Raw genomic sequence first — 24,581 nt, forward strand, 5'->3', positions numbered from 1 at the left:
GCATGCGCCTCCCGCAGTCCTGGCCATCCTCATGGTTCTCGAAGCATCGCTTGCCGGCTTCATCGCCGGCGCCGGCTTGATCGTCGCGATCGGCGCGCAGAACGCGTTCGTGCTGCGCCAGGGTCTGCAGCGGCAGCAGGTGGGCATGGTGGTGGCGGTCTGCGCCGTCGGGGATATCGCCTTGATCGTGCTCGGGGTCGCCGGCATCGGCGCGCTGGTGCAGCAATGGCCCGCACTGCTGCAGGTGCTGCGCTACGCGGGCGCGGCCTTCCTCGGCGTCTACGGCCTGATGGCGGCGCAACGCGCCTGGCGCGGTGCCGGCGCGTTGAAGGCTCAGGGCGAAGCGCCGGCGAGTTGGCGCCGCGTGCTGCTGGCCTGCCTGGGCTTCACGTTTCTCAATCCGCACGTGTATCTCGACACGATGGTCCTGCTCGGCAGTCTGTCCACCCGCTATCCGGGCGCGCTGCGCTGGGCGTTCGCGTGCGGCGCCTGCCTGGCGAGCGTGGCTTGGTTCTGCAGCCTGGGCTATGGCGCGCGATTGCTGCAACCGGTGTTCCGCAAGCCCGGCGCATGGCGGGTGCTGGATGCCTGCATCGCAGTGTTCATGCTGGCGCTCTGCCTATTGCTGCTGCTGCGACCGCTCTGCTGACGCGCTCGGCCGCAATGCGAAGTACTGCAACGGCACGCGCCGGTTGCTGTTACGCCAGCGGCAAGCAGCTGCAAGCCAAGCGCCGGCCCCGCTTGGTCGCTACGCGGAGGCGGGCGCGCTCCTGAGCATCCCGGCCAGGCTTTCGCTCAGGATCATTTGCAGGTGCATGCGCTTGAGTTCCACGCCCATCATCATCAGTTGCAGGCCGGCGCACATCGCCGCGACCGCGTAGACGCGCGCCTGGAATTCCTGCTCGCTGCCGTTCCAGCTGCCGTGTTCGCGCAACAGACGCTTGAGCATGTTGCCGAGATGTTCGACCAGGGAGACGGCCAGACGCCGCGCATACGCGGTCAGCTCGGGGTCGCGCGCGGCGGCCAGGTCCATTTCCAGGTTGAACCTCAACCGCCGCTCGTCGACCTCGGACAGCAGCCATTCTTCCAGCGTGCCGGCGATGAAGTCGGTCGCGTCCAGGTGCGGCGGCCGTTCGGTCGTCCACATCGCGCGCAGCGACCTCTCGTAGCTGCGCTCCATCAGCGCCCGCACCAATCCGCGCCTGTCGCCGAAGCGCCGGCGCAATGCGCTGCAGGAGACGTCGCTGGTCTCGGCGATCAGTTCGAAGGTGGTCGCGCCGACACCCTTGTCGGCGATGCACTGTTCGGCCGCGTCCAACGCGGCGTCGTAGCGGCGTTGCTCGCGTTCCCTGACGCTGCGCAGGTCAACGAGGTTGGACATGGAGATCGATCCTGGACGGGAAAATACATGGTGACGCGGTTGTGCCGTTGGCGCCATGCCGGACCAGCGCGAGTGCGGAGTTGCGATACGGGGACGACGGCGGCCGAATCATGTCTTCGCGTATAATAATCATTCTCGTTAGTCGGCGGCGCCTGGATGGTGTCGTCTCATCCCCAAGGACCCGTTGATGCGTTTGCCGCTTTCCCTGTTCGCCGCCATGTTGCCGGCGACGGCCGCCATTCCCGATGCCCGGGCGCAGTCGCCTTCCACGCAAACGCTGGACGCCGTGGTCGTCAGCGCATCGCGTACCGACCAACCCGCGGACACGGCGCCGCAGACCGTGGTGGTGATCGACCAGCAGGAGATCGCCCAGCAGCTGAGCATCAGCAGCAATTCGTCGGATCTGCTGTCCAGCCTGCTGCCGTCGTATACGCCCAGCCGCGGCAAGATGAACGGCAGCGGCGAGACCTTGCGCGGACGCACGCCGCTGATCCTGGTCGACGGCATCCCGCAGTCCAATCCGCTGCGCCCGACCGGGCGCGAAGCGCACACGATCGACTATGCGATGGTCGAGCGCATCGAGGTGATCCAGGGCGCCAACGCGATGAACGGCCTGGGCGCCACCGGCGGCACCATCAACCTGGTCACGCGCCGCCCGCAGCCGGGCGCGCTCAACCAGCATGTCGAGGTGCAGGCGACCGTGCCGACCACCGATGTCGATGCCGAGACCACGGGCTACAGGACCAGCTACCGCATCGACGGGCACCGCGACAAGCTCGACTATCTGTTGGCGGTCGGCTACGAGGACCAGGGCCTATACCTGGACGGCGACGGGCGTGCGATCGGCACCGACGTGACCCAGGGCGATCTGATGGCCACGCGCGCGTACGATGTGCACGCCAAGCTGGGCTACTGGATCGACGACCGGCAGGAGCTGCAGTTCAGTTCAAACCGCTACCGGATCAAGTCCAAGGCCGAGTACCTCGGCGTGGCCGGCGATCGCGATTTCGGCATCCCCACCACCTCGGTGCGCGGCCGGCCGCAGGGCACGCCGCCGTGGAACGACGTGTGGACCACCGGCCTGTCCTATGCCCATCACGACCTGGCGGGCATGGAACTGAAGGCGATGGTGTTCAACCAGGAGTTCGAGGGCCTGTTCGGCGCCGACAACTCGGCCACCTTCCAGGATCCACGCATCGCACCCAACGGCACGCTGTACGACCAGTCGCGCTCGGTCGCGTCCAAGTGGGGGTCCAAGACCAGCCTCGGCAAGGACGACCTGCTCAATGGCCGGCTCAAGCTCACCGGCGGCTTCGACACCCTGTGGGACAGCGGCAAGCAGGACCTGTACGGCACCGGCCGCACCTATGTGCCCGAGTCGGAGTACCGCGACCTGGCCGCGTTCGTGCAGGGCGAATACCGGCTGCTGCCGCAGCTGACCGTGCATGGCGGCGTGCGCCACGAAGACGCGAAGCTGAGCATCGACAGCTACCAGACGCTGGCGCGCTACAACCGGGTGCAGGTGCAGGGCGGCAGCCTGTCCTTCGCCGAGACGCTGTACAACGCCGGCGCGGTGCTGGCGCCGAGCGAGCGCTTCAACGTCTTCGCCAGCTATTCCGAAGGCTTCGGCATGCCCGACGTGGGCCGCGTGCTGCGCTCGATCAATACGCCCGGCACCAGCGCCGCCAGCCTGAGCGCGCTGCAGCCGGTGCTGACCCGTAACGTCGAACTGGGTACGCGCCTGCGCGGCACGGCGTGGGATGTCGATGTCGGCGTGTTCCAGTCGCGCTCGGACTACGGCACCCGCGTGATCGCGGTGGACGGCGCGTTCCAGATGGCGCGGGAGAAGACCCGCATCGAGGGCGTGGATGCCAGCGCCAAGTACCGGCTCAACGAGCGGCAGCGCCTCGGCCTGGCCTATGCGTATACGCGCGGGCGCTACGACAGCGACGGCAATGGCAGCCTGGACGCGCATCTGGACGGGCTGAACATCGCGCCCAACCGGGTCATCGGCAGTTGGTCGTCGCAATGGACGCCGCGGCTGTCCAGCTTCGTGCAGGCGCAATACGCGTTCAGCCGCAGCTTCGACGATCCGCAAAAGCGCTTCAGCGGCTACGCGCTGGTAGATGCGGCGCTGAACTACCGGCTGCGCCAGGGCGAACTGCGCCTGGCCGTGGCCAACCTGCTCGATCGCCAGTACATCACCTATTACTCGCAGAGCGCGCTGGTCGAACCGGACCGCTACTTCGCCGGGCGCGGGCGCACGCTGACGGTGGGCTACAGCCTGGATTTCTGAGTGATTGCCGCTGTGCGGCCCAGGCGTGGAACGTGCGGGTTCGTGTGCCGCGCGCACGTTTCGACGTGCTTGCTTCTGGCGACGGATGCAGAGGAGGCGGCGGAAGCGAACGCTCCGCCTGCCGATCCCACCCCTGCGAATTCTCCTGCGCGTCGCGACGCTGGAGCCTGGCTTGGCGCATACGCTGGCTGGCGCGCTTACCGAAACGTTGGTTGCCTATGACCTCGGTGTGGCGGGTGCATGCTCGCGCGGTGCTGGCGCAAGCACGCTACCCCTACTGCGTGGCGGGCTAGCGGCTACCAGCCGCCGTAGGGATAGCCGTAGCCGCCGCGGCCGTAGTAGCCGCCATGGCCTTCGCTCTGGCCGACGCTGATGCTGATGCCGACTTCGCGCGGTTTGCCGTCGTCGTTGTAGTAGGTCTTGCACAGGTTGAGGTTGGCGGCCTGGTAGTTGCTGTTGCCGCCGCGCGAGGAATAGCCGAAGCCGGTGGCGACGCTGCCGTGCACGTCGCCCTTGCAGCGGTCGGCACGCGCCTGCTCGGCCTCGGCCAGGGCCTGGGTGGCCGCCGCCTTCTGCGCCGAAGCCGAGGTGCCGCTGGTGTCGCCGTAGTAGGCGCCGGGCGGATCGGCCTTGTACACCGGGTCGGTGCCGTAGGTGATCGGCTGCTGCGGCACGCTCAGGTCCAGCGCGCGCTTGGCCGCTTCGCTGTCGCTGCTGCCGGAACCGCCGTCGGCGGAGGTTTGCGCCATTGCCGGGCCGGCGAGCAGGGCGCAGGCAAGCAGAAGGGATCGTTTCATCGGACGTACGCCAAGGAAAGAGGGACTGGATGGCGGCAGCGCCGCTGCGCGTCACCATGAGCCGACGCTATCAATATCACGTTGAACCCGGCCTGTCGGCGCCGGGGAATTTTCTTGCCGGCGCCGGCCATGTCCCGCGATGCGGCGGCAAGCGCCGTCTTCCGCCTACTGCCGCTAGCCTTGCTGAAGCACGATATCGACCAACTGCTGGCCGTAGCGGGCCAGTTTGGTACCGCCGATGCCGCCCACATGGGCCAGCTCGTCCAGGCTGGTCGGGCGCTGTTCGGCGATATTGCGCAGGGTGCTGTCGTGGAAGATCACGAACGCCGGCACGTTCTGCTCCTTGGCCAGGCCGGCGCGCAGGTCGCGCAGCGCGTTGAACAGGCTCAGGTCCTGCGGCTGCACCGGCACGCCGGTACGCGGGCTGCCGCTGCGGTCGCCGCGTTCGCGGCCGCGGCTGGGCGCCTCGCGGCGCATCATGATCTGGCGTTCGCCCTTGAGTACCTTGCGGCTGGCGTCGGTCAGGCGCAGCCCGCCGTAGGCGTCGCTGTCCACTTCCAGCAGCCCGGTGGCGACCAACTGCCGGAACACGCCGCGCCAGGCGCGCGCGTCCAGGTCCTTGCCGATGCCGTAGGTGCTGAGCTGGTCGTGGCCGAACTGCTTGATCTTCTCGCCGTCGCTGCCGCGCAGGATGTCGATCAGGTGGCCGACGCCGAAGCGCTGGCCGCTGCGGTAGACGCAGCTCAGCGCCTTCTGCACGGCCACGGTGGCGTCCCAGGCCGCGGCCGGGGTCAGGCAGTTGTCGCAGTTGCCGCAGGGCTGCGGATAGGTCTCGCCGAAGCCGGCCAGCAGCACCTGGCGCCGGCATTGCATCGATTCGCAATAGCCCAGCAGCTGGTCGAGCTTGCGCCGCTCCACCCGCTTGCGGTCTTCGCCGGCTTCGCCCTTTTCGATCATCTGCTTGAGCAGCACCACGTCGCCCAGGCCGTAGCACAGCCAGGCCTCGGCGGCTTCGCCGTCGCGCCCGGCGCGGCCGGTTTCCTGGTAGTAGCCTTCCAGCGACTTGGGCAGGTCGGTATGCGCGACGAAGCGCACGTCCGGCTTGTCGATGCCCATGCCGAAGGCGATGGTGGCGCACATCACGATGCCGTCCTCGCGCAGGAAGCGGCGCTGGTTGGCGGCACGCACCTCGGCCGGCAGGCCGGCGTGGTAGGGCAGGGCGTTGAGTCCTTCCTTGGCCAGGAACTCGGCGGTCTCCTCGACCTTGCGCCGCGACATGCAGTAGACGATGCCGGCGCTGCCGCGGTGCGCGCGCAGGAAATCCAGCAACTGGCGCTTGCTGTTGTCCTTCTGCACCACGGTGTAGCGGATGTTGGGGCGGTCGAAGGAGCTGACGAAGTGCCGGGCCTGGGTCAGGTCCAGGCGTTCGGCGATCTCGCGCTGGGTCGGCGGATCGGCGGTGGCGGTCAGGGCGATGCGCGGGATCTGCGGCCAGCGCTCGTGCAGCACGGTGAGCTGCCGGTACTCGGGGCGGAAATCGTGGCCCCATTGCGACACGCAGTGCGCTTCGTCGATCGCGAACAGGGCGATGCGGCTGCGTTCGAGCAGGGACAGGAAGCGCGGGGTCAGCAGGCGTTCCGGGGCGACGTACAGCAGGTCCAGCTCGCCGGCCAGCAGTTCGCGCTCGACCCGCTGCGCGGTCTCGCCGTCCAGCGTGGAATTGAGGTATTCGGCGCGCACGCCGAGCTGGCGCAGCGCTTCGACCTGGTCCTGCATCAACGCGATCAGCGGCGAGATGACGATGCCGGTGCCGTCGCGCAGCAGCGAGGGGATCTGGTAGCACAGCGACTTGCCGCCGCCGGTGGGCATCAGCACCAGCGCGTCCTGGCCGGCGGCGACGTGTTCGACGATGTCCTGCTGCGGACCGCGGAACTGGTCGTAGCCGAACACGCGGCCGAGTACGGAATGGGCGGAAGATTGCATGCGCCTAGGATACCGCGTAGGTCAAGCGCGGCAGTGCGCTGCTGCCACGCAGCGCGATGTCAGGTGCCAGCGGCCGCGTGCGTAGGCATCGACCGACGCGCGCGGCGCCTGCCGACGAAGTGGCCTATCAGCAGCACCGGCAACGCGACCAGCAGCGCCACCGAGCAGGCCAGCACCGGCGCGATCATCGCCAGCACTTGCGCGGTATCGTCGGCGTCGTATCCGCGCGCCCGCACCGCCATCGCCACCAGGCCCAGGCCGCTCAGCAGCACCAGCAGCGCCAGTGCGGTCATCTTCGGCACGCTGCGCTGCTGCTGCTGGCAGCAGTCCACTGCCAGGGCCAGGGCGACGCACGCGGCCCATACCCCGGCGAACCAGTTCAGCGCGGGGACGAGAAAACTGATGCTGTAGCCGATCGCGGTGAGCACGGCGAGCAACAACGCGACCAGGCCATGTCCGCTATTGGTGGGCACGCCCGAGTCGTCGAGCTGCCACAACGCATAAAAGCCGGCGGACAAGCCCGCTGCGATAGCGACGACGCATCCCAGCACGATGGCCAGCAGCGGGCGACGCAGCGAGGGATACGCAGCACTCATCGAACGTCCATGTGGGCGGGCCGCGACCCTGGTGCGTCAGTATGCAGGATGTACGCGAGGCAGGAGGCCTCTTGCGTAGAGGCTTCCAGCGTGCAAGCCCCCTTGAGTCAAGGGGGCGCGCCGACAGGCGCGGGGTTGTGGCAGGCGAGTGAGCAGGGGCCCAAGGTTTCGCCATCGGCGAAATTTTGGGTAAGCCCGCCAGGGGGCGAAGCCCCAGGGCTTATTGCAGCAGCGACCGCAGCATCCACGCGTACTTCTCGTGGGTCTGCAGGCGCTGGGTCAGCATGTCCACCGACGGATCGTCGCCGGCATCGTCGGCGGTCTTGAGCGCCTTGCGCGCAGTGCGGCACAGCGCCTCGTTGCCGACCACCAGCTGGCGCACCATCTCGCGCCAGTCGGCGCTGTCGCTCAGGCCCGGCTCTTCCGGGATCGAGGTCAGCGCGGCGAATTCCTTGTACGAGCCCGGCGCGTTGAAGCCCAGCGCGCGGATGCGCTCGGCGACGTCGTCCAGCGCCGCCCACTGCTCGGTGTACTGGGTCTCGAACATCAGGTGCAGCGAGTTGAACATCGACCCGGTCACGTTCCAGTGGAAGTTGTGGGTCTTCAGGTACAGGGTGAACGCGTCGGCCATGAAGTGCGACAGGCCGTCGGCGATCTTCTTGCGGTCGCCGCCGCTGATCCCGATATCGATGTTGGGCGCGGACGGCGCCAGCGCCGCCAGCGGCGTGGTGGACGCGGCCTGCTTGGCAGGGCTCTTGGTCTTGCCGGGGGTCTTGCTCTTGGCCATCAGGGAATCCTCTTGAGGGGTTGGGAACGATATGGCGTCACAATAGACAGACTAAAGCATGCGCTGTTATTCAAAGTTCAACGGCACCCGATTGATGAGCACTATCGAAAAACACTTGGCCACCCGCCTGCGCGAGCGCCGCGACGCGATCGACGGGGCGCTGACCCGCGACCGCGGCCGCCTGTTCGGCCTATGGTCGCGCTGGCAGGCCGCGCCCGGCAATCCCGCATTGGAGGCAGCGTTCGAGCAGGCGCTGGGCCAATCACGGGCGCGCTGCGAGGCGCGTGCGGCGGCGGCGCCGGCGATCACCCTGGACGAGCAGTTGCCGATCGCGCGCGAGGCTGAACGCATCGTGGCGCTGATCCGCGCGCACCAGGTGGTGGTCATCGCCGGCGAGACCGGCTCGGGCAAGACCACGCAGCTGCCGAAGCTGTGCCTGGCCGCCGGCCGCGGCGCCGCCGGCATGATCGGCTGCACCCAGCCGCGGCGCATCGCCGCGCGTGCGGTGGCCGCGCGCGTGGCCGAGGAACTGCGCACGCCGGTGGGCGGGGCGGTGGGCTTCCAGGTGCGCTTCAACGACCGGGTCGGCGAGGAGACCCGGATCAAGTTCATGACCGACGGCATCCTGCTGGCCGAGATCGCCAGCGATCGCTGGCTGTCCAGCTACGACACGATCATCGTCGACGAGGCGCACGAGCGCAGCCTCAACATCGATTTCCTGCTCGGCTACCTCAAGCAGCTGCTGCGCAAGCGTCCGGAGCTGAAGGTGATCGTGACCTCGGCGACGATCGACACCGCGCGCTTCGCCGAGCATTTCGACGGCGCGCCGGTGATCAGCGTCGAGGGCCGCACGTTCCCGGTGGAAGTGCGCTACCGGCCGCTGGAAGAGCCGGGATTGGAGAGTCGGGATTCGGGATTGGCAGAAGCGCGAGAAGGCCAACGTTCGCCGCGAACGGCCGCTGCGAATCCCGAATCCCGAATTCCGAATCCCGGCCTCACAGTCAACGACGCGATCGTGGCGGCGGTGGACGAGATCACCCGGCTCGACCCGCGCGGCGACGTGCTGCTGTTCCTGCCCGGCGAGCGCGAGATCCGCGATGCGCACCAGGCGCTGGAGCGGCGCAAGTACCGCGAGACCGAAGTGCTGCCGCTGTACGCGCGGCTGTCCAACAGCGACCAGGACCGGGTGTTCAATCCCGGGCCGCGGCGGCGCCTGGTACTGGCCACCAACGTCGCCGAGACCTCGCTGACGGTGCCGCGGATCCGCTACGTGGTCGATCCCGGCTTTGCGCGGGTCAAGCGCTACAGCCCGCGGCAGAAGCTGGACCGGCTGCACATCGAACCGATCTCGCAGGCCAGCGCCAACCAGCGCAAGGGCCGCTGCGGGCGCGTGGCCGAGGGCATCTGCTACCGGCTGTACGCCGAGGCCGATTTCCAGGCGCGGCCGGAGTTCACCGATCCGGAGATCCGCCGTTCCAGCCTGGCCGGGGTGATCCTGCGCATGCTGCAACTGGGGCTGGGGCGAATCGAGGACTTCCCGTTCCTGGAGCCGCCGGACGAGCGCGCGGTGGCCGACGGCTGGCAGCAACTGGTGGAACTGGGCGCGGTCGGCGAGCCCGACCGCCATGGCCTGCGCAAGCTCACCGAGATCGGCCGCAAGATGGCGCGGCTGCCGGTGGACGTGAAGCTGGCGCGGATGCTGGTGGCCGCGCAGCAGCATGGCTGCCTGCGGCCGATGCTGGTGATCGCCGCGTTCCTGGGCATCCAGGACCCGCGCGAGCGCCCGCCGGAAGCGCGCGAGGCGGCCGACAACGCGCACGCCAGGTTCGCCGATGCGCGCTCGGAATTCGTCGGTATCCTGCGCCTGTGGGACGGCTACCGGCAGGCGCACGAGGAGCTGACCCAGTCCAAGCTGCGCGACTGGTGCGGGCGCAACTTCCTCGGTTTCCTGCGCATGCGCGAATGGCGCGAACTGCATCGCCAACTGCACCTGCTGTGCGAGGAACTGGGCTGGAGCGAGGAGCCGGCGGCGGCCTCGCTGCTGCCGTTGCTGGCCGGCGCTGCGTCGCCGCCGCCCGCACGCGATGCCGAGACCAACGCGCGCGCCACGCGTGGGCAGCTGCATCGCGCGGCGCGGCTGGCGCGCGAAGGGCGCAGCGAGCCGGCAGCGGTCGCGCCGGCCGCTGCCACGCCCGCGCCGCCCGCCAACGAAACCGACGACGCACCACGTGCCAGCGAGCGCGAACGCGCCGCCGCCTACCAGGCGCTGCACCGCGCGCTGCTCGCCGGCCTGCCGACCCAGGTCGGCCATCGCACCGAGAAGGGCGATTTCCTGGCGCCGCGGCAGCGCCGCTTCCTGCTGTTCCCCGGCTCCACGCTTGCCCGCAAGCCGCCGCCGTGGGTGCTGCCGGCCACGCTGCTGGACACGCAGAAGGTGTGGGGCATGACCAACGCCGCGGTCGAGCCGGACTGGGTCATCGCCGAGCTGCCGCACCTGCTGGCGCGCAAGCACTTCGACCCGCATTGGTCGCGCGCGCAGGGGCAGGTGCTGGCGTCGGAGCAGATCAGCCTGTTCGGGCTGGTGCTGGCGCCGAAGAAGCCGGTGCACTACGGCCGCATCGACCCGCCCGGCGCGCACGAGCTGTTCGTGCGCCAGGGCCTGGTGCCGGGCGAGATCAACACCCGCGCCAGCTTCGTCGCCGACAACCAGAAAGTGCTGGCGCAGGCGCACGAGGAAGAAGCCAAGCTGCGCCGCGCCGGCATCGTCGCCGACGAGGACTGGCAGGCGCGCTGGTACCTGGACCGGATTCCCGGCGAGATCCATTCGGCCGCCGGCCTGGACGCGTGGTGGAAGGCGCTGCCGCCGGAGCAGCGGCGCGCGCTGCACTGGTCGCTGACCGATCTGCTGCCGGGCGAAGGCAGCGAGGCCGACCGCTATCCGAAGTATTTCGCGCTGGGCGACGCGCGGCTGGCGCTGCATTACAGATTCGAACCCGGTGCGGCCGACGACGGGGTGACCCTGGAGGTGCCGCTGCACCTGCTCAATGCGCTGGATGCGGCGCGGCTGTCGTGGCTGGCGCCGGGCTTCGTCGCCGACAAGGCCGCGGCGCTGATCCGCAGCCTGCCCAAGGCGCTGCGCCGCAACTACGTGCCGGCGCCGGACTTCGCCCGCGCCTTCTACGAGGCGTTCCCGCAGCCCAGCGCCGACGACATGCGCGGCGAGCTGGCGCGCTTCCTGCAACGTGCCACCGGCGCGGCGCTGAGCGCGCTGGACTTCGACGAAAGCGCGCTGGAACCGCACCTGCGCATGAACCTGCGATTGCGCGACGACGCCGGCAAGGTGCTGGCCGAAGCGCGCGACCTGGACGCGTTGCGCGCGCGCTTCGGCGACCGCGCCGGGCAGGCGTTCGCCGCCCGCGCCGGGCGCGAGATGGCCGCTGACGGGCTGCGCGAGTTCCCGTCCGCGCCGATCCCGCTGCAGGTACCGGGCGAAGCGGGGGTGCCGGCGTATCCGGCGCTGGTGGACGAAGGCGAGGCGGCGGCGCTGCGCATCTTCGCCGACCGTGCGCAGGCCGAGGCGGCGCATCCGCGCGGGGTGCGCCGCTTGCTGGAGATCGCGCTGGCCGACAAGGTCAAGCAGGCACGCAAGCAGCTGCCGGTGTCGCCGAAGACCGGGCTGCTGTATGCGGCGATCGAGTCGCAGGAGCGCTTGCGCGGCGATCTGGTCGATGCGGCGTTGAATGCCTTGCTCGAAGATGGCCTGGATGCGATCCGCGACCCGGGCAGCTTCGCCCAGCGCCGCGATGCCGCCGGCAAGCAGTTGTTCGGCGAGGCGATGGAGCGGTTGAAGCTGGCCGAGGCGATCATGGGCGCGGCGGCGGAACTGAAACCGCAGCTGGAATCGCCGCTGATGGGCTGGGCCAGCGGCAACCTCGACGACCTGCGCGCGCAGCTGGCGGCGCTGGTGCATCCGGGCTTCCTGCGCGAAACGCCGGCGACCGCGCTGGCGCAGTTCCCGCGCTACCTGCGCGCGATGATCCTGCGCGCCGAACGCGCCAAGCGCGATCCGGCGCGCGACCAGGCGCGGATGCTGGAGTTGAAGCCGTTCGTGGATGCGCTGGCCGATGCCGCCGCGGCCGGGCGCAGCGCCGATCCGCAGTGGCAGGCACTGCGCTGGGACCTGGAGGAATTGCGCGTGTCGCTGTTCGCGCAGGAGCTGGGTGCCAAGCCGGGGATCTCGGCGAAGAAACTGGCGCAGAGAGTTACGGCGTTGAGGTGAGACTCGGGACTCGGGACTCGGGACTCGGGACTCGGGACTCGGGACGACAGGATGATGTTCCTGCGCAAATCGCTGTCAAGCGATTTGATGAAAAAAGTGCCGCTTTCTTTGAAGAAAAAGCGACTTTTCTAGCTGTGGATCATTCGCTTTTCTGTAGGAGCGGCTTCAGCCGCGACGCGTTATCGGTAAAGCGTCGCGGCTGAAGCCGCTCCTACAGAAAAGCAAACATGCGGCGCACTTGCGAAAATCCCGAGTCCCGAGTCCCGAGTTAATCGTCGACCCGCTCGCCCATCAGCTCGCGCTGTCGCTTGTCCAGCTCCTCGGCGTAGCGTTTGCGCACGAAGCTTTCGGTCAGCACGCCGAGCACCTTGCCGTCGGCGTCGACCACCGCCAGTTCGTCGCTCTGGGTCAGGTCGAACTGGCGCATCGCGGTGACCACGTCGGTCTCGGCGCGTAGCGCCACGTCGCGGTTGCCGGCGTAGTCGGCAATGGCCGCGTCGGCGTTCACGCCGTCGGCGTAGGCCGCGGCCAGCGTCACCAGCCCGGCGTAGTGGCCGTGTTCGTCCTCCAGCACCACGCGCACGCCCGAGCCGAGCGGGAAACGGCGGCGGAACTCGGCCACCGAGGTGCCGGCGGCGAGCGGGTGCACGTCCTGGCGCATCATCCGCCCGGCGCTCAGGTGCTTGACCCAGCCCACGTCTCGCGCGCTCTTGATGGTCTCGCCGCGCAGGTGCAGGCGCCAGGTCGAGAACGAATAGCCGAATACCTGGCGCACGATGGTGTTGGCCACCAGCACCGCCACCATCACCGCGCTGGCCAGCACGAAATCGTGGGTGCCCTCGAGCACCAGCATCGCCATCGTCATCGGCGCGCCGACCACCGCCGCGGCCAGCGCGGCCATGCCCGCCAGCGAGGCGGCGGTGCCGTCGACCAGGGCCATGCCGGTGCCCAGGTTCAACAGCCCGGCGAACAGGCCGCCGACCAGCGAGCCCATGAACAGCGAGGCGAAGAACAGGCCGCCGCGGAAGCCGAAGCCCAGGGAAATGCCCGAGGCCAGGCACTTGAGCAGCAACAGCACGCCCAGCCAGCGCAGCGAGGTCGGGCTGGTCAGGTCCAGGTGCAGCGCGCCGTGCCCGGAGGAGAGCACCTGCGGGGTGATCAGCGCCAGCGGGATCAGCATCAGGCCGCCGGCCACCGGCCGCGCCCAGCGCGGCAGCGGGCTGCGGTTGACCGCCTGCTCGATCGCCGTGACCAGGCGCATCACCGCCACCGCCAGCAGCGCGCAGATCACGCCGAGCAACGCGTACAACACGTAGTCGCGCGCTTCCAGCGCGGACGCCGCCGAGGCCGGCAGCAGGTACGGCTGCACGCCGGCGGCCTGGGCCACGAACACCGCGCCCAGCGAGGCCACCGCCACCGGCGCCAGCGCCGATGGCGAATACGCGCCGATCACGATCTCGAATGCGTAGAACGCGCCGGCCAGCGGCGCGCCGAACGCGGCGGCGATGGCCGCGCCGGCGCCGGCGCCGACCAGGGTGCGGATGTCGGCGCGGCGCAGGCGCAGGATCCGTCCCAAATGCGAGCCGCTGCCCGCGCCCATCTGCGTGTACGCCGCCTCCAGCCCGACCGAGGCGCCGCAGCCGTTGGACAGCAGGGTCTGCGCGGACACGATCAGGTTGTCGCGCATCGACATGCGCCCGCCGTACAGCGCATTGGCTTCGACCGCATCGATCAACTGTCGCTTGCGCGCGCGTGCGGCCATGCCGAGCAGGCCGACCAGCAACCCGCCCAGCGGCAGCACCAGCAACTGGCCCAGGCTTAGTTCGGGCATCGCGCTGAGCCGGGCATCCACGTCCAGGCCGTACAGCCAAGCCTGCGCGCCGTGCGCCAGCCCGCTCTGCAGCAGGGTCAGCAGGCCGGCGACCAGGCCGACCAGCAGGGCCAGCGCGATGAACCAGACATCGCTGGCGCGGAAGCGCCGGCGCAGCGCGTCGGCGAGGCTCTGCGAGGCGTCGGCCAGGCCCAGCCGCGGATGCTGGCGCACGTTCACGGCACGCGCCTTACTTGACGCGGCGCACCTTGGCCTGGGTGTTGTAGTTATCGACCTGCATGTACCACACGCCGGCGATGCCCGGCTTGATCCGCACCTTGGGCGCACTGCGGTGCACGCTGCTCAGGCTGGCGGACTCGGTCTGCTCCCATTCCTGGCCGTTGGCCAGCACGTAGCGGCGGCCCTTGGAGAAGCCGGTGAATTCGCCGACCAGGGTGCTTTCGATCGGCTCCTGGCTGCCGAAGTCGAAGAAGCCGCGGTTCTTCACGATCACTTCCTGGCGGCCTTCTTCCTTGGCCTTCTCCAGCGCCACCGCGGTCTCCTTGGCGACCTTGCCCTGCAGCCAGTCGTTCAGTGCGGTCAGTTCCTGCGGCGAGAGCTTGTCCAGCCCGGCTGCCTTGAACTCCTGCGCCGACATCTGCGTCTGCAGGTCGCCAGCGACGGTGCGCTGGGCGGCGGCGGGAGCGGCGGACACGGCGAGCGCCGCGCACAGGACAAGGGGAGTGAGGCGCGCAAGCAGCATGGCGGGATCCGGGCAGTGGGATGCGGGCTAGTGTAGTCGCAAGCTGCGGCGCCGGTGCCGGGTGCGTGGCGGCGCGCCGTCATGCCGGGCTGCGCGCCATCCACGCCCCAGCCGATCGCCGCTGGCGCAGGCGGGTAGGGCGATCCGACGCTCAGCCGCTGCTTGGCTCGGTGGCGGCATGCGGCCGCGCCGGGCGCCGGTACACGAATTCCGGCGCCGCGCCGGCCGCCTCGCGCTGGGCCAGCGCCTGCAGGTCGGCATGCCCGGGCGCGCGCTCGCAGACCGGGTCCAGCGTGGCCGCGTCGCCGCTCAGCGCCAGCGCCTGGCAGCGGCAGCCGCCCCAGTCGATCTCGCGTTTCGGACAGCCCTGGCACACCTCCGGCATCCACGCGGTGCCGCGGTAGCGGGCGAACGCCTCGCCGTCCTGCCAGATCGCCGCCAGTGGCCGCTCGCGCAGGTTTTCGAACACCATGTCCGGCAGGGTCTCGGCGGCGTGGCAGGGCAGCACGTCGCCGCGCGGGGAAATGTTGACGAAGCGCTGGCCCCAGCCGCCCATGCACGCCTTGGGCCGGTGCGCGTAGTAATCGGGGGTGACGAAGTCGATGGTCAGGCGCTCGCGCAGCCGTTCGCGCGCCGCGGTCACCGCGACCACGGTGGCGTCGATCTGCGCGCGGCTGGGCATCAGCGCGGCGCGGTTGCGCAGGCCCCAGCCGTAGTACTGGGTGTGGGCCACTTCCAGGCGTTCGGCGCCCAGTTCCAGCGCCAGCTCGATCATCGCCGGCACCCGTTCGGCGTTGTGGCGGTGGATCACCGCGTTGATCGTCAGCGGCAGGCCGAGCGCGGTGACCGCGGCGGCGAAGGCGCGCTTCTTGGCCAGGCTGTCGCGGTAGCCGGCGATGAAGTCGGCGCCGGCGGCGTCGGCGTCCTGCACGCTCAGTTGCACGTGTTCCAGCCCGGCGGCCGCCAGTTGCGCCAGCATCGGCGCGCCGCCGGCCACGCCGGAGGTGATCAGATTGCTGTACAGGCCCAGCGCGCGCGCATGCGCGACCAGCTCCGGCAGGTCCTTGCGCAGCATCGGTTCGCCGCCGGAGAAATGCGCCTGCAGCACGCCCATCGCCGCGGCCTGGTCCAGCGCCGAGCGCCAGCCGGCGGTGTCCATCTCCTCGCGCAGGGCGGCCAGGGCGATCGGGTTGGAGCAGTACGGGCAGGCCAGCGGGCAGCGGTGGGTCAGCTCGAGCAGCAGCGACAGCGGCGGCGGCACGGTCGCGTTCATGTGCGCAGCAGGCGCTTGCCGTGCAGGTCCGCGGCCAGTTCGAGCACGTCGCGCTCGACCTCGGCCGGATCGGCGTCGAACTCCGCGGCCAGTTCCGCGGCGATCGCCGCCAGCGAGCGCGCGCCGTCGCAGCGCGACACGATCGCATGCGCGATCTCGTCCAGTTCGATCACCCGTTCCGGCGCCAGCAGCACCCATTGCGCGCGGGTGCGGTCGTGCTGCAGGCGCACGCCGGCCGCCAATCGCGGGCAGCTGTCGGGCGCCAAGGCGCTCATGCCGCCGCCTGCGCCGGGGTGGCGACGAACGCGTCCGGCCAGGCCACGCCGGGTTGCACGTAGGCGAAGTGCAGCGCGTCGAGCTGCGACCACAGCACGCCGCACTTGAAACGCAGCGCGTCCTGCACCAGTTGCTGCTTTTCCACCGTGTCGGCGTGGCGCTTGACGTAGTCCAGGGCGAAGTCCGAATCGCGCGGCGCCTCGTGCAGGCGGTGCTCGAAATACGCCAGCGCCTCGCGTGAGACGAAATCGTAGTGCTGCAGCATGCCGGCGACGCGGCGGCCGATGATGCCCGGCGCGAACAGCTCGGTCAGCGACGAGGCGATCGCCTCCAGCAGGCTCTTCTCGCGCACGAAGTGCAGGTAGGCCTGCACCGCGAAGCGGGTGCCGGGCAGCAGCGCGCGGCCGGATTGCACCAGCTCGCGGTCCAGGCCCAGCGCGTCGGTCAGGTGCAGCCAGCGCGCGATGCCGCCTTCGCCCTCGGCGCTGCCGTCGTGGTCGACGATGCGCTGGCGCCAGATCCGGCGCAGCGCCGGATCGTCCATCCGCGCCAGGATCGCCGCGTCCTTCAATGGGATGCAGCGCTGGTATTCGTAGCGGTTCAGCGCCCAGGCCTGGACCTGGCCGCGCTCGAGCCGGCCGCTGTGCAGCAGCGCGTGGAACGGATGCTGGTCGTGGTACAGGCGCGCGCCGATCGCGCGCAGTTCCGCTTCCAGCTGCTCGGGGCTCAGCAATGCGTTCACGGGCGGATGCTCGCAGGTGGAGTGTTCACAGGGTGATGGCCATGCCGTCGTGGGCGACGTCCCAGCCGTGCGCGGCCACCGCCGCGCGTTCGGCCGAGCCGGCGTCGAGGATCGGGTTGGTGGTGTTGATGTGGATGAAGACCTTGCGTGCCACGTCCAGGTCGGCGAACGCACTCAGCGTGCCGGCCTCGCCGTCGATGCTGAGGTGGCCCATGCGCTGGCCGGTCTTGGCGCTGACCCCGAGCTGCACCAGTTCGTCGTCGCGCCACAGGGTGCCGTCGAAGAACACCAGTTCGGCGCCGCGCAGGCGCGTCCGCAGCGCGTCGGTCATGGCCGCGCAGCCGGGAATGTAGTGGAAGCGATGGTGGCCATCGTCGATGGTCAGCCCCAGGGTCTCCTCGTCGGAGCCGGCCAGGTCGCCGCTGTGGCGGCTTTCCATGAACAGCGGCACCTTGCCCGGCACCGCGAACGGGGTCACCTGCAGGCCGAGCAGCGACAGCGGCGTGTCCAGGGCGAAGGCATGGCGCTGCACGTAGGCCGGGTGCAGCGCGTCGAAGATCGGATTCTGCGCCAGCAGGTCCAGCACGCGGCCGCTGGCATGCAGGTCGAAGCGCTGGCTTTCGCGCATCGACAGCAGACCGGCGATATGGTCGATCTCGCCGCTGGTCAGCAGCACGGCTTCGATCGGGGAATGGCGCAGGTCGCGTTGCGGCCACAGCGCCGGGGTCGCCAGCAGTTGCTGGCGGAAATCGGGTGAGGCGTTGATCAACAGCCAGCGCTGGTTGTCGGCGCTGACCGCGATGCTGGCCTGGGTACGACGTTGGGCACCCGCAAGCTGTTGCCATGCCCGCAGGCTCGCGGGTGTGTGGCAGTTCCATTGCGGGTGCCCGCCGCCGGCCGCCGATCCCAATACGATGAGGTGCATCCGGCCTCCGTCTACGGCGCCTGGCCGGTCACGCATCGTCTCGGGAACGGGGCTGTCACGCGATCAAAGCTCGCCGGAGGCGTAACAGTTGATTTCCGCACCGACGCAGATTTCGCGGATCACAGGCTTGTTCCACTTCTTCATGGGCGTTCCTCTTCGGGTGGGATCACAGGGCGACGACGACGACATCGGTTTCAGCGGAGCGCGGCGTCGGTTTCGAGAATAGGCTTGCCCCTTACGGGTGATGTGAAATTTCCGGTAAGGCCGGCCAAGTCGCAAGCCGGTCACAATGAGCTTCCGGTGCGTATGCAGCCACGGCGGTCCGCGTGGCGCGCAATTGTGGGCAGGCGCGCAAGCGCGCTAGTGTAGGCAGCACCGCTTCGTCACGACCATCCGTCCTTGAATCACTCTCCCCATCCCGGCCTGGAGGCGCTGCTGCAGCGTCCGGCCGCCGCTGCGCTGGCGCCCGCGCTGCGCGAGGCACTGCTGCAGACCTGGCAGGCGCAGCCGGAACAGACCGCGCGCGCGCCATGGCCGGTGCTGGCCGATACGCTGGACGCGCTGGCGCTGCTGTCCGCCGACGAAGCGGCGCTGCTGGCCGCGCTGCTGTTCGACCTGCCCGGCTTGCGCGCGCAGCTGGCGCAGTTGCCGGTCGCGCCGCCGGCGCGGGCGCAGGCGGTGGTCGGCCTGCTCGACGGCCAAGACGCGGCCGACCAGGTCTGGGCGCTGCACGCCGGGCGCGAGGCCGGGCGCAACAGCGAGGGCCTGCGCCGGCTGCTGCTGTCGATCGTGCAGGACCTGCGCGTGGTGCCGATCCTGCTGGCGCGGCAGCTGGCGAAGATGCGCGTGGCCGACAAGCTGCCCGAGGCGCAGCGTCGCGCGCTGGCGCAGCTGACCCGCGACATCCACGCGCCGCTGGCCAACCGGCTGGGCATCTGGCAGTTGAAATGGGAACTGGAGGACCTGGCGTTCCGCCACCTGGAGCCGGACACCTACCGGCGCATCGCGCGCGAGGTGGACGAGAGCCGGGTGGCGCGCGAGCGCTACATCGAAGCGGTCAAGAAGCTGCTGTCCAAGGCGCTGGGCGAGCAGGGCCTGCAGGCGGAGATCAGCGGCCGGCCCAAGCACATCTACAGCATCTGGCGGAAGATGCAGAAGAAGCGGCTGGCCTTCGACCAGCTGTACGACCTGCGCGCGGTGCGGGTGATGGTCGACGACGTCGCCGCCTGCTATGCCGCGCTGGGCGTGGTGCACGCGCTGTGGGCGCCGGTGCCCAGCGAGTTCGACGATTACATCGCCCGGCCCAAGGCCAACGACTACCGCTCGCTGCATACCGCGGTGGTCGGCCCGGAGGGGCGCACGATCGAGGTGCAGATCCGCACCCACGAGATGCATGCGCAGGCCGAGCTGGGCGTGGCCGCGCACTGGAAGTACAAGGAAGGCGGCAAGGGCGCGGAGAAGGCGTTCGACCGCAAGATCACCTGGATGCGGCAACTGCTGGAGCAGTCGCAGGACGGCGAGCAGGGCGGGCTGGCCGGCGCGCTCGACGCCGAACTGGTCGAGGACCGGGTCTATGCGCTGACCCCGATGGGCGAGGTGATCGACCTGCCGCAGGGCGCCACACCGCTGGATTTCGCCTACCACGTGCACACCATGGTCGGGCACCGCTGCCGCGGCGCCAAGGTCAACAACCGCATCGTGCCGCTGACCCACAAGCTGCGCAGCGGCGACCGCGTCGAGATCCTGACCGGCAAGGAGGCCGAGCCGCGCCGCGACTGGCTGCTGCCGGCCAACGGCTACCTGGCCAGCGGCCGCTCGCGCGACAAGGTGCGCGCCTGGTTCCACAAGCTCGACCGCGCGCGCAACGTGCAGGCCGGCAAGGACCTGCTCGAGCGCGAGCTCAAGCGCCTGGGCCTGCAGCATGCCGATCTGTTGCCGGCGGCGAAGAAGTTCCATGCCGACGGCATCGAGGAGCTGTACATCCAGGTTGCGCTGGGCGACGTCGGCCCCAGCCAGGTCGGCCGCGCCCTGCACGAGGCCGAACGCGCCGCGGCGCAGCCGGCCGCGCCGGCGCTACCGCGGCCGACCGCGCGCCGCAGCGGGCTGGCCAAGTCCAAGTTCACCGTGCAGGGCGTGGGCAACCTGCTGGTGCAGCTGGCGCGCTGCTGCCAGCCGGTGGCCGGCGAGCCGATCGCCGGCTACCTGACCCGCACCCGCGGCGTCACCGTGCACCGCGTCGATTGCGCGTCCTTCGCCCGGCTCGCCGCCAGCAACCCGCAACGGGTGCTGCCGGTGGAGTGGGGCCAGGCCGGCGGCGGCTATGAGGTGGACGTGCTGGTGCGGGCGATGGACCGGCGCTGGCTGCTCAAGGACATCACCAACCTGATCGCGCAGGAGGACGCGCACGTACTGGAGATCAACAGCGACAACGTGCGCGACAGCGGCCGCACCCAGTTGCGGCTGCGGCTGAAGGTCGGCGACTACGGGCAGCTGTCCACCTTGCTCGGCAAGCTCGACGCGCTGCCCGGGGTGGACGAGGCGCGGCGCCTGGGCTGACCCGGGCCGCGCGCTGCGTGCGCATGCATGGTCTTGCCATGCACGCACGCTAAGCTTGCGCGGTGAGCAAGCCGCCAGATCAGGTCAAGGACGAACGCCGGCGCCCGCAGCGGTCGGTGCCGCTGTGGCGCGACCGCCGTGTCTGGCGTTGGGCCCTGGCGGCCTTGCTGCTGGTGGCGATGACCCTGGTGGTGTTCCGCCGCCCGCTGGCCGATCTGCTGTGGCCGGAAACGCGTATCCAGCAACTGCTCGATCAGGGCAACGCCGCATTGCGCGCCGGCCGCCTCAGCGCAGCCGACGGCAGCGGCGCGCGCGAGCGCTACGAGGCGGCGCTGGCGCTGGACGGCGACCGCCTGCAGGCGCGGGCCGGGCTGGCCGCGACCGGCCGCGCCGCGCTCGGCCAGGCGCGTGCGGCGCTGGCCGCCGGGCGCTATGCGCAGGTGCGCTCGGCGTTGGCGCTGGCGCGCGCGCTGCAGGTGCCGCGCGCCGACGCCGATCGCATCGACGCCGCCTTGCGCCAGCGCGAGGCCGCGCATGCCGGGCTCGACCAACTGCTGCAAAAGGCGGCGCAGGCCCAGCGCGAGGGCCGCCTGGACGGCAACCCCGACGCGGCGCTGCCGCTGTACCGGCAGGTGCTGGAGTTCGCCCCGGAAAGGACCGAGGCGCTGGAAGGCCGCGAGGATGCCTTGTCGGAATTGCTGCAGCGCGCGCAGGCGGCGCTGGCGCGTGGCGACGTGGCGGCGGCCGCGGCGCTGGTGGACAGTGCCCGCGATTACGATCCCGGGCACGTCGACCTGCCGGCGGCGCAGGCGGCGCTCAATCGCGCGCTGGAAGCCTTGCAGCGTGAAGCCGATGCCGCGCTGCGCCGGCAGCGGCCGGACGCCGCGGCGCGCGCCCTGGCCAAGCTGCGCGCCGCGGCTCCCGATGCCGCCGGCGCGCGCGATGGCGAGGAACGCGTGGCCGCGGCATATGCGGCGCAGGCCACGCGCGCCGCGGCCGATTTCCGTTTCGCCGAGGCCGAGCGCGCGCTGCAGAAGGGGCAGGCGATAGCGCCCGACAACCGTGCGCTGGCCGACGCGCGGCAGGCGCTGACGCGTGCGCGGCAGAGCCAGGCCACGCTGCACTCGCCGCTGTCGCCTGCCGCGCGCGCGCGCCGGCTGCAGACAGTGCTGGCGCAGCTGCAGGCGGCCGAGGCGCGCGGCGACTGGCTGACCCCGCCCGGCAGCAGCGCCTACGACGCGCTGCAGGCGGCACAGGTACTGGCGCCGCGCGATGCGCGCGTGCGCAGTGCCGAGCAGCGCGTGCTGGCGGCGTTGCGGCGCTGCTTCGACGACGAGTTGCGGGGCAATCGGGTGCTGGCGGCGAGCACGTGCTACGACGCCTGGCGTGCACTGGCGCCGGGCGGCAACGGCGTGGCTGCGGCGCGGCGGCGCCTGGCGCAGCGCTGGCTCGCGGTCGGCGACGAGCGCCTGAGCGCCGGCGACGCCGACTTCGCGCGCGAAGCCCTGCGCCGCGCCCGCGCGATCGATCCGGGCACACCGGAACTGGACGCGTTCGAGCGCCGCTTGCGGAGTCTGTCGACTGGGCGTTGAGCGGTTTTGTGTCGCGCCCGACCTTGCAGGAGGCTCCAGTGCCAGCGACGCTGAAGCTTGCTGTTTCTGTCGCGGTTGATTACCCGAGGACGCCGCAACCGCTCCTGCAGAAGCTGGCCGGCATACTGCTTGCGCTTCTTCGGACGCAATCCGAAACCGTTGGATCCACCGCTTCGTTTGTCGCGGCTGAAGCCGCTCCTACAGTGCACCCAGCAAGTTCGCGGCAAGCTTCTGTAGGAGCGGCTTCAGCCGCGACGGGTTACCGGGAAGAGCATCGTGTCGATGACCCAATGTCCGCCAGAGCCGCTGCTGTTCGCCCTGCCGGGGGCGTCAACGAATCGCAGCAGCCTAGTCCAGAAACACCTGCCGCACCGTGGCGCGCGCCGCGTCCAGCGAGAAGTGAGTGGCGATGTTGCGCAGGCCGTTGCTGGCGAGCGTGTTCCACAGCGCCTCGTCGGTGTACAGCTGCGCCAGTGCGGCGACGAACTGCGGCGCGCTGTCGGCGATCAGCACGTCCTCGCCGTGGCGCAGGTGCATGCCTTCCACCGCGCAGGGCGTGGCCACCACCGGTTGCCCGTGCGCCATGCTCAGGTTGACCTTGCCCTTGACCCCGGCGCCGAAGCGCAGCGGCGCCACCGCGATGCGGATCTCGTCCATGTAGGCGACGATGTCCGGCACGTAGCCGTGCAATTCCACCCCGGGCGTGGCAGCGCCGAGACGGCGGATGTCGTCGGGCATGTCGGCGCCGATGCAGTGGAAGCGCAGGTCCGGCAGCAGCGCGCGCAGCGGCGGGAACACCTCCTGCAGGAACCAGCGCACCGCATCCACGTTCGGCGCGTGGCGAAAGCCGCCGACGAACACCAGGTCGCGACGCTGCGCCCACGGCAGGCCCGGTCCGGCCACTTCGTGCAGATTGGAGATCAGCGCGGTGCGCACCTGCGGCGCCTCGCGTTGCAGCTGTTCGCGCTCGACCCCGCTGACCAGCACGGTGACATCGACCTGGGCCATCACCTCCAGCTCGCGCGCGCGGGTGCGTTCGGCCTCGCGCAGCAGCCGTGCGTCGCCGGCCAGCTCGGCGCCGCGGCGCTCGCGCAGGTAGTGCAGATCGACGGTATCGAACAGCCGCCGCGCCTGCGGCGCGAAGCGGCGCAGCAGCGGGAGGCAGGCGTGGGCGACGTGGTGGCGCACCAGCAGCACCGCATGGAAGCGCGCGCCGTGCTGCTGCAGGAATCCGCTCACGCTCTTCAGGTACGGCGCATACCACACCTCCACGCCGAGCCGCTGCAGCGCCTCGCTGTGACGGCTGGCGTACTCGCGGCCGCTGGGCACGAACACCACGTGCGCGCCTTCCTGCAGCAGCAGGCGGATCAGGTTGAGCTGGCGCAGCGAGGCCGAGTCGCGGTCCGGCTGCGGCAGCGCCTCGTCGAGGATCAGCACCTGGCGCTGTTGCCGGTGCAGTTGCGCCGGGGTCGGCGTGGTCCCCGGCGGCAGTTGCTGCGCCAGCACGTCGGCCCATTTGGCCGCGAACACGCCGCGGTTGCGCACCTGATAGGCCTTGATGCCGCTGCCGGTATCGGTGCCGTTGCTGGTGCCCTCGTCGTGCACCACCTGGCTGGCCGGCTGCAGCAGGGTGCGCAGTCCGGCCTTGCGCACGGCGAAGGCGAGGTCGGTGTCTTCGTAGTAGGCCGGCAAGTAGCGGGTGTCGAAACCGCCCAGCGCCAGGAAGCGTTCGCGCTCGATCGCCAGCGCCGCGCCGGCGCCGTAGTCGATGTCGCGCAGGTAGGCGTAGCGCGGATCGTCCGGCGATTCGAAGCGGCCGTAGCTCCAGGCGCTGCCGTCGGCGAAGACCACGCCGCCGGCTTCCTGCAGGCGTCCGTCCGGATACAGCAGTTGCGCGGTGACCAGGCCGGCCTGCGGCACCTGCGCGAAGGTGTCCAGCAGCGCATCCAGCCAGCCCGGCTGCGGCACCGTGTCGTTGTTGAGGAATACCAGGTAGCGGCCGCGCGCGCGCGCCGCGCCGTCGTTGCAGGTGGCGATGAAGCCGCCGTTCTGGCTGCGCACGTGGTAGTGCAGGCCCTGGATCTGCGGCAGCCAGTGAATGGTCTCGTCGCTGCTGCCGTCGTCGATCACCAGGATCTCGCAGGCCGCCGCCGGCGGGTGCGCGGCCAGCGCGCGCAGGCAGGCGAGGGTATGCGCGACGTGGTTGTAGACCGGGATCACGACGCTGACCAGCGGCGCGTCGCTGGCCGGCACGGCGAAGGCGGCGAACGGCTGCGGCGCGACCGCGAACAGCGTGCGCCGCGGCGGCGGCAACGGCTGCGCATGCACCCGCAGCCGTTGCCAGGTGCTGCGCCAGCCGCGCGCGCGCAGGCTGGCCAGGCCGCGCCGCAACAGGCCGGTAAAACGGTTCAGGGCGTAGCGCAGGTTCGCCCAGGACATCGACATCCGTTGCAACTCCAGCTTAAACAAATGGGACCCCGCGCCGCGCTGCCTGCTGGCCTGCGCTAGACTCGCCGGAATTTACA

18 protein-coding genes are annotated in these 24,581 nt (G+C 70.3%); 5 read left to right on the forward strand and 13 right to left on the reverse strand.

Translation table 11 applies throughout. The annotated features are described in order from the left end of the window. The first annotated feature begins 31 nt into the window (after positions 1-31). The gene (locus HEP73_RS06025) at positions 32-649 is read left to right on the forward strand and encodes a LysE/ArgO family amino acid transporter (protein WP_185822499.1); all 618 of its coding nucleotides are present in this window, start codon (positions 32-34) and stop codon (positions 647-649) included. A gap of 99 nt (positions 650-748) precedes the next feature. Here the strand turns inward: HEP73_RS06025 and HEP73_RS06030 are convergent, their stop codons facing one another. Continuing rightward, entirely contained in the window at positions 749-1,381 is a 633-nt protein-coding gene (locus HEP73_RS06030) for a TetR/AcrR family transcriptional regulator (protein WP_185822500.1), read from the reverse strand. Between the two features lie 187 nt (positions 1,382-1,568). Here HEP73_RS06030 and HEP73_RS06035 point away from each other — a divergent pair, with 187 nt between their 5' ends. Beyond that, on the forward strand, positions 1,569-3,677 hold the full coding sequence (locus tag HEP73_RS06035; protein ID WP_185822501.1) for a TonB-dependent receptor: 2,109 nt from the start codon (positions 1,569-1,571) through the stop codon (positions 3,675-3,677). A 296-nt stretch (positions 3,678-3,973) separates the two neighbouring features. On the opposite strand, the gene HEP73_RS06040 is transcribed toward HEP73_RS06035, so the two are convergent. The 4 genes from HEP73_RS06040 to HEP73_RS06055 all read right to left on the reverse strand — a co-directional run bounded on the left by HEP73_RS06040 (position 3,974) and on the right by HEP73_RS06055 (position 7,840). Beyond that, positions 3,974-4,474, reverse strand: a complete 501-nt coding sequence (locus HEP73_RS06040) for a hypothetical protein (protein WP_185815583.1) — start codon at positions 4,472-4,474, stop codon at positions 3,974-3,976. Between the two features lie 174 nt (positions 4,475-4,648). Beyond that, positions 4,649-6,457, reverse strand: a complete 1,809-nt coding sequence (gene recQ, locus HEP73_RS06045; RefSeq protein ID WP_185822502.1) for a DNA helicase RecQ — start codon at positions 6,455-6,457, stop codon at positions 4,649-4,651. Positions 6,458-6,516: 59 nt separating this feature from the next. Further along, positions 6,517-7,053, reverse strand: a complete 537-nt coding sequence (locus HEP73_RS06050; protein ID WP_185822503.1) for a hypothetical protein — start codon at positions 7,051-7,053, stop codon at positions 6,517-6,519. A gap of 220 nt (positions 7,054-7,273) precedes the next feature. Beyond that, positions 7,274-7,840: a Dps family protein gene (locus HEP73_RS06055; RefSeq protein WP_255423692.1), complete on the reverse strand. Its 567-nt coding sequence runs from the start codon at positions 7,838-7,840 to the stop codon at positions 7,274-7,276. A 94-nt stretch (positions 7,841-7,934) separates the two neighbouring features. Here HEP73_RS06055 and hrpA point away from each other — a divergent pair, with 94 nt between their 5' ends. After that, positions 7,935-12,119 carry an ATP-dependent RNA helicase HrpA gene (gene hrpA / locus HEP73_RS06060; RefSeq protein WP_185822504.1) on the forward strand — a complete coding sequence of 1,395 codons (4,185 nt, stop codon included), beginning with the start codon at positions 7,935-7,937 and terminating at the stop codon, positions 12,117-12,119. Between the two features lie 268 nt (positions 12,120-12,387). Here the strand turns inward: hrpA and HEP73_RS06065 are convergent, their stop codons facing one another. From HEP73_RS06065 to pqqA, 7 genes are all read right to left on the reverse strand, one after another. Continuing rightward, the gene (locus tag HEP73_RS06065; protein ID WP_458309678.1) at positions 12,388-14,163 is read right to left on the reverse strand and encodes a chloride channel protein; all 1,776 of its coding nucleotides are present in this window, start codon (positions 14,161-14,163) and stop codon (positions 12,388-12,390) included. A gap of 16 nt (positions 14,164-14,179) precedes the next feature. Continuing rightward, on the reverse strand, positions 14,180-14,692 hold the full coding sequence (locus HEP73_RS06070) for a hypothetical protein (protein ID WP_185822506.1): 513 nt from the start codon (positions 14,690-14,692) through the stop codon (positions 14,180-14,182). 151 nt (positions 14,693-14,843) lie between these two features. Then, positions 14,844-15,965 carry a pyrroloquinoline quinone biosynthesis protein PqqE gene (gene pqqE, locus HEP73_RS06075; protein WP_185822507.1) on the reverse strand — a complete coding sequence of 374 codons (1,122 nt, stop codon included), beginning with the start codon at positions 15,963-15,965 and terminating at the stop codon, positions 14,844-14,846. Next, entirely contained in the window at positions 15,962-16,240 is a 279-nt protein-coding gene (gene pqqD / locus HEP73_RS06080) for a pyrroloquinoline quinone biosynthesis peptide chaperone PqqD (RefSeq protein ID WP_185822508.1), read from the reverse strand. Before pqqD ends, pqqE begins: the two co-directional genes overlap by 4 nt. Next, positions 16,237-16,983 (reverse strand): pyrroloquinoline-quinone synthase PqqC, encoded by a 747-nt coding sequence (gene pqqC / locus HEP73_RS06085; RefSeq protein ID WP_185822509.1) that lies wholly within the window; start codon positions 16,981-16,983, stop codon positions 16,237-16,239. The genes pqqD and pqqC overlap by 4 nt, the downstream gene beginning before the upstream one ends. Positions 16,984-17,008: 25 nt before the next feature. Beyond that, the gene (gene pqqB / locus HEP73_RS06090; protein WP_185822510.1) at positions 17,009-17,908 is read right to left on the reverse strand and encodes a pyrroloquinoline quinone biosynthesis protein PqqB; all 900 of its coding nucleotides are present in this window, start codon (positions 17,906-17,908) and stop codon (positions 17,009-17,011) included. 63 nt (positions 17,909-17,971) lie between these two features. Continuing rightward, positions 17,972-18,097, reverse strand: coding sequence for a pyrroloquinoline quinone precursor peptide PqqA (gene pqqA / locus HEP73_RS22810; protein WP_206259900.1), 126 nt, complete (start codon positions 18,095-18,097; stop codon positions 17,972-17,974). Between the two features lie 210 nt (positions 18,098-18,307). Here pqqA and HEP73_RS06100 point away from each other — a divergent pair, with 210 nt between their 5' ends. Beyond that, a complete protein-coding gene (locus HEP73_RS06100) occupies positions 18,308-20,464 on the forward strand; it encodes a RelA/SpoT family protein (protein WP_185822511.1) in 2,157 nt (718 codons plus the stop codon). A gap of 179 nt (positions 20,465-20,643) precedes the next feature. Continuing rightward, entirely contained in the window at positions 20,644-22,056 is a 1,413-nt protein-coding gene (locus tag HEP73_RS06105; RefSeq protein ID WP_185823320.1) for a hypothetical protein, read from the forward strand. A gap of 348 nt (positions 22,057-22,404) precedes the next feature. Here HEP73_RS06105 and HEP73_RS06110 read toward each other — a convergent pair whose 3' ends face one another. Next, on the reverse strand, positions 22,405-24,501 hold the full coding sequence (locus HEP73_RS06110; protein WP_185822512.1) for a glycosyltransferase: 2,097 nt from the start codon (positions 24,499-24,501) through the stop codon (positions 22,405-22,407). Between the last annotated feature and the right edge of the window lie 80 nt (positions 24,502-24,581).

Origin of the sequence: Xanthomonas sp. GW, assembly GCF_014236815.1 — a bacterium.
Taxonomy (GTDB): domain Bacteria; phylum Pseudomonadota; class Gammaproteobacteria; order Xanthomonadales; family Xanthomonadaceae; genus Xanthomonas_A.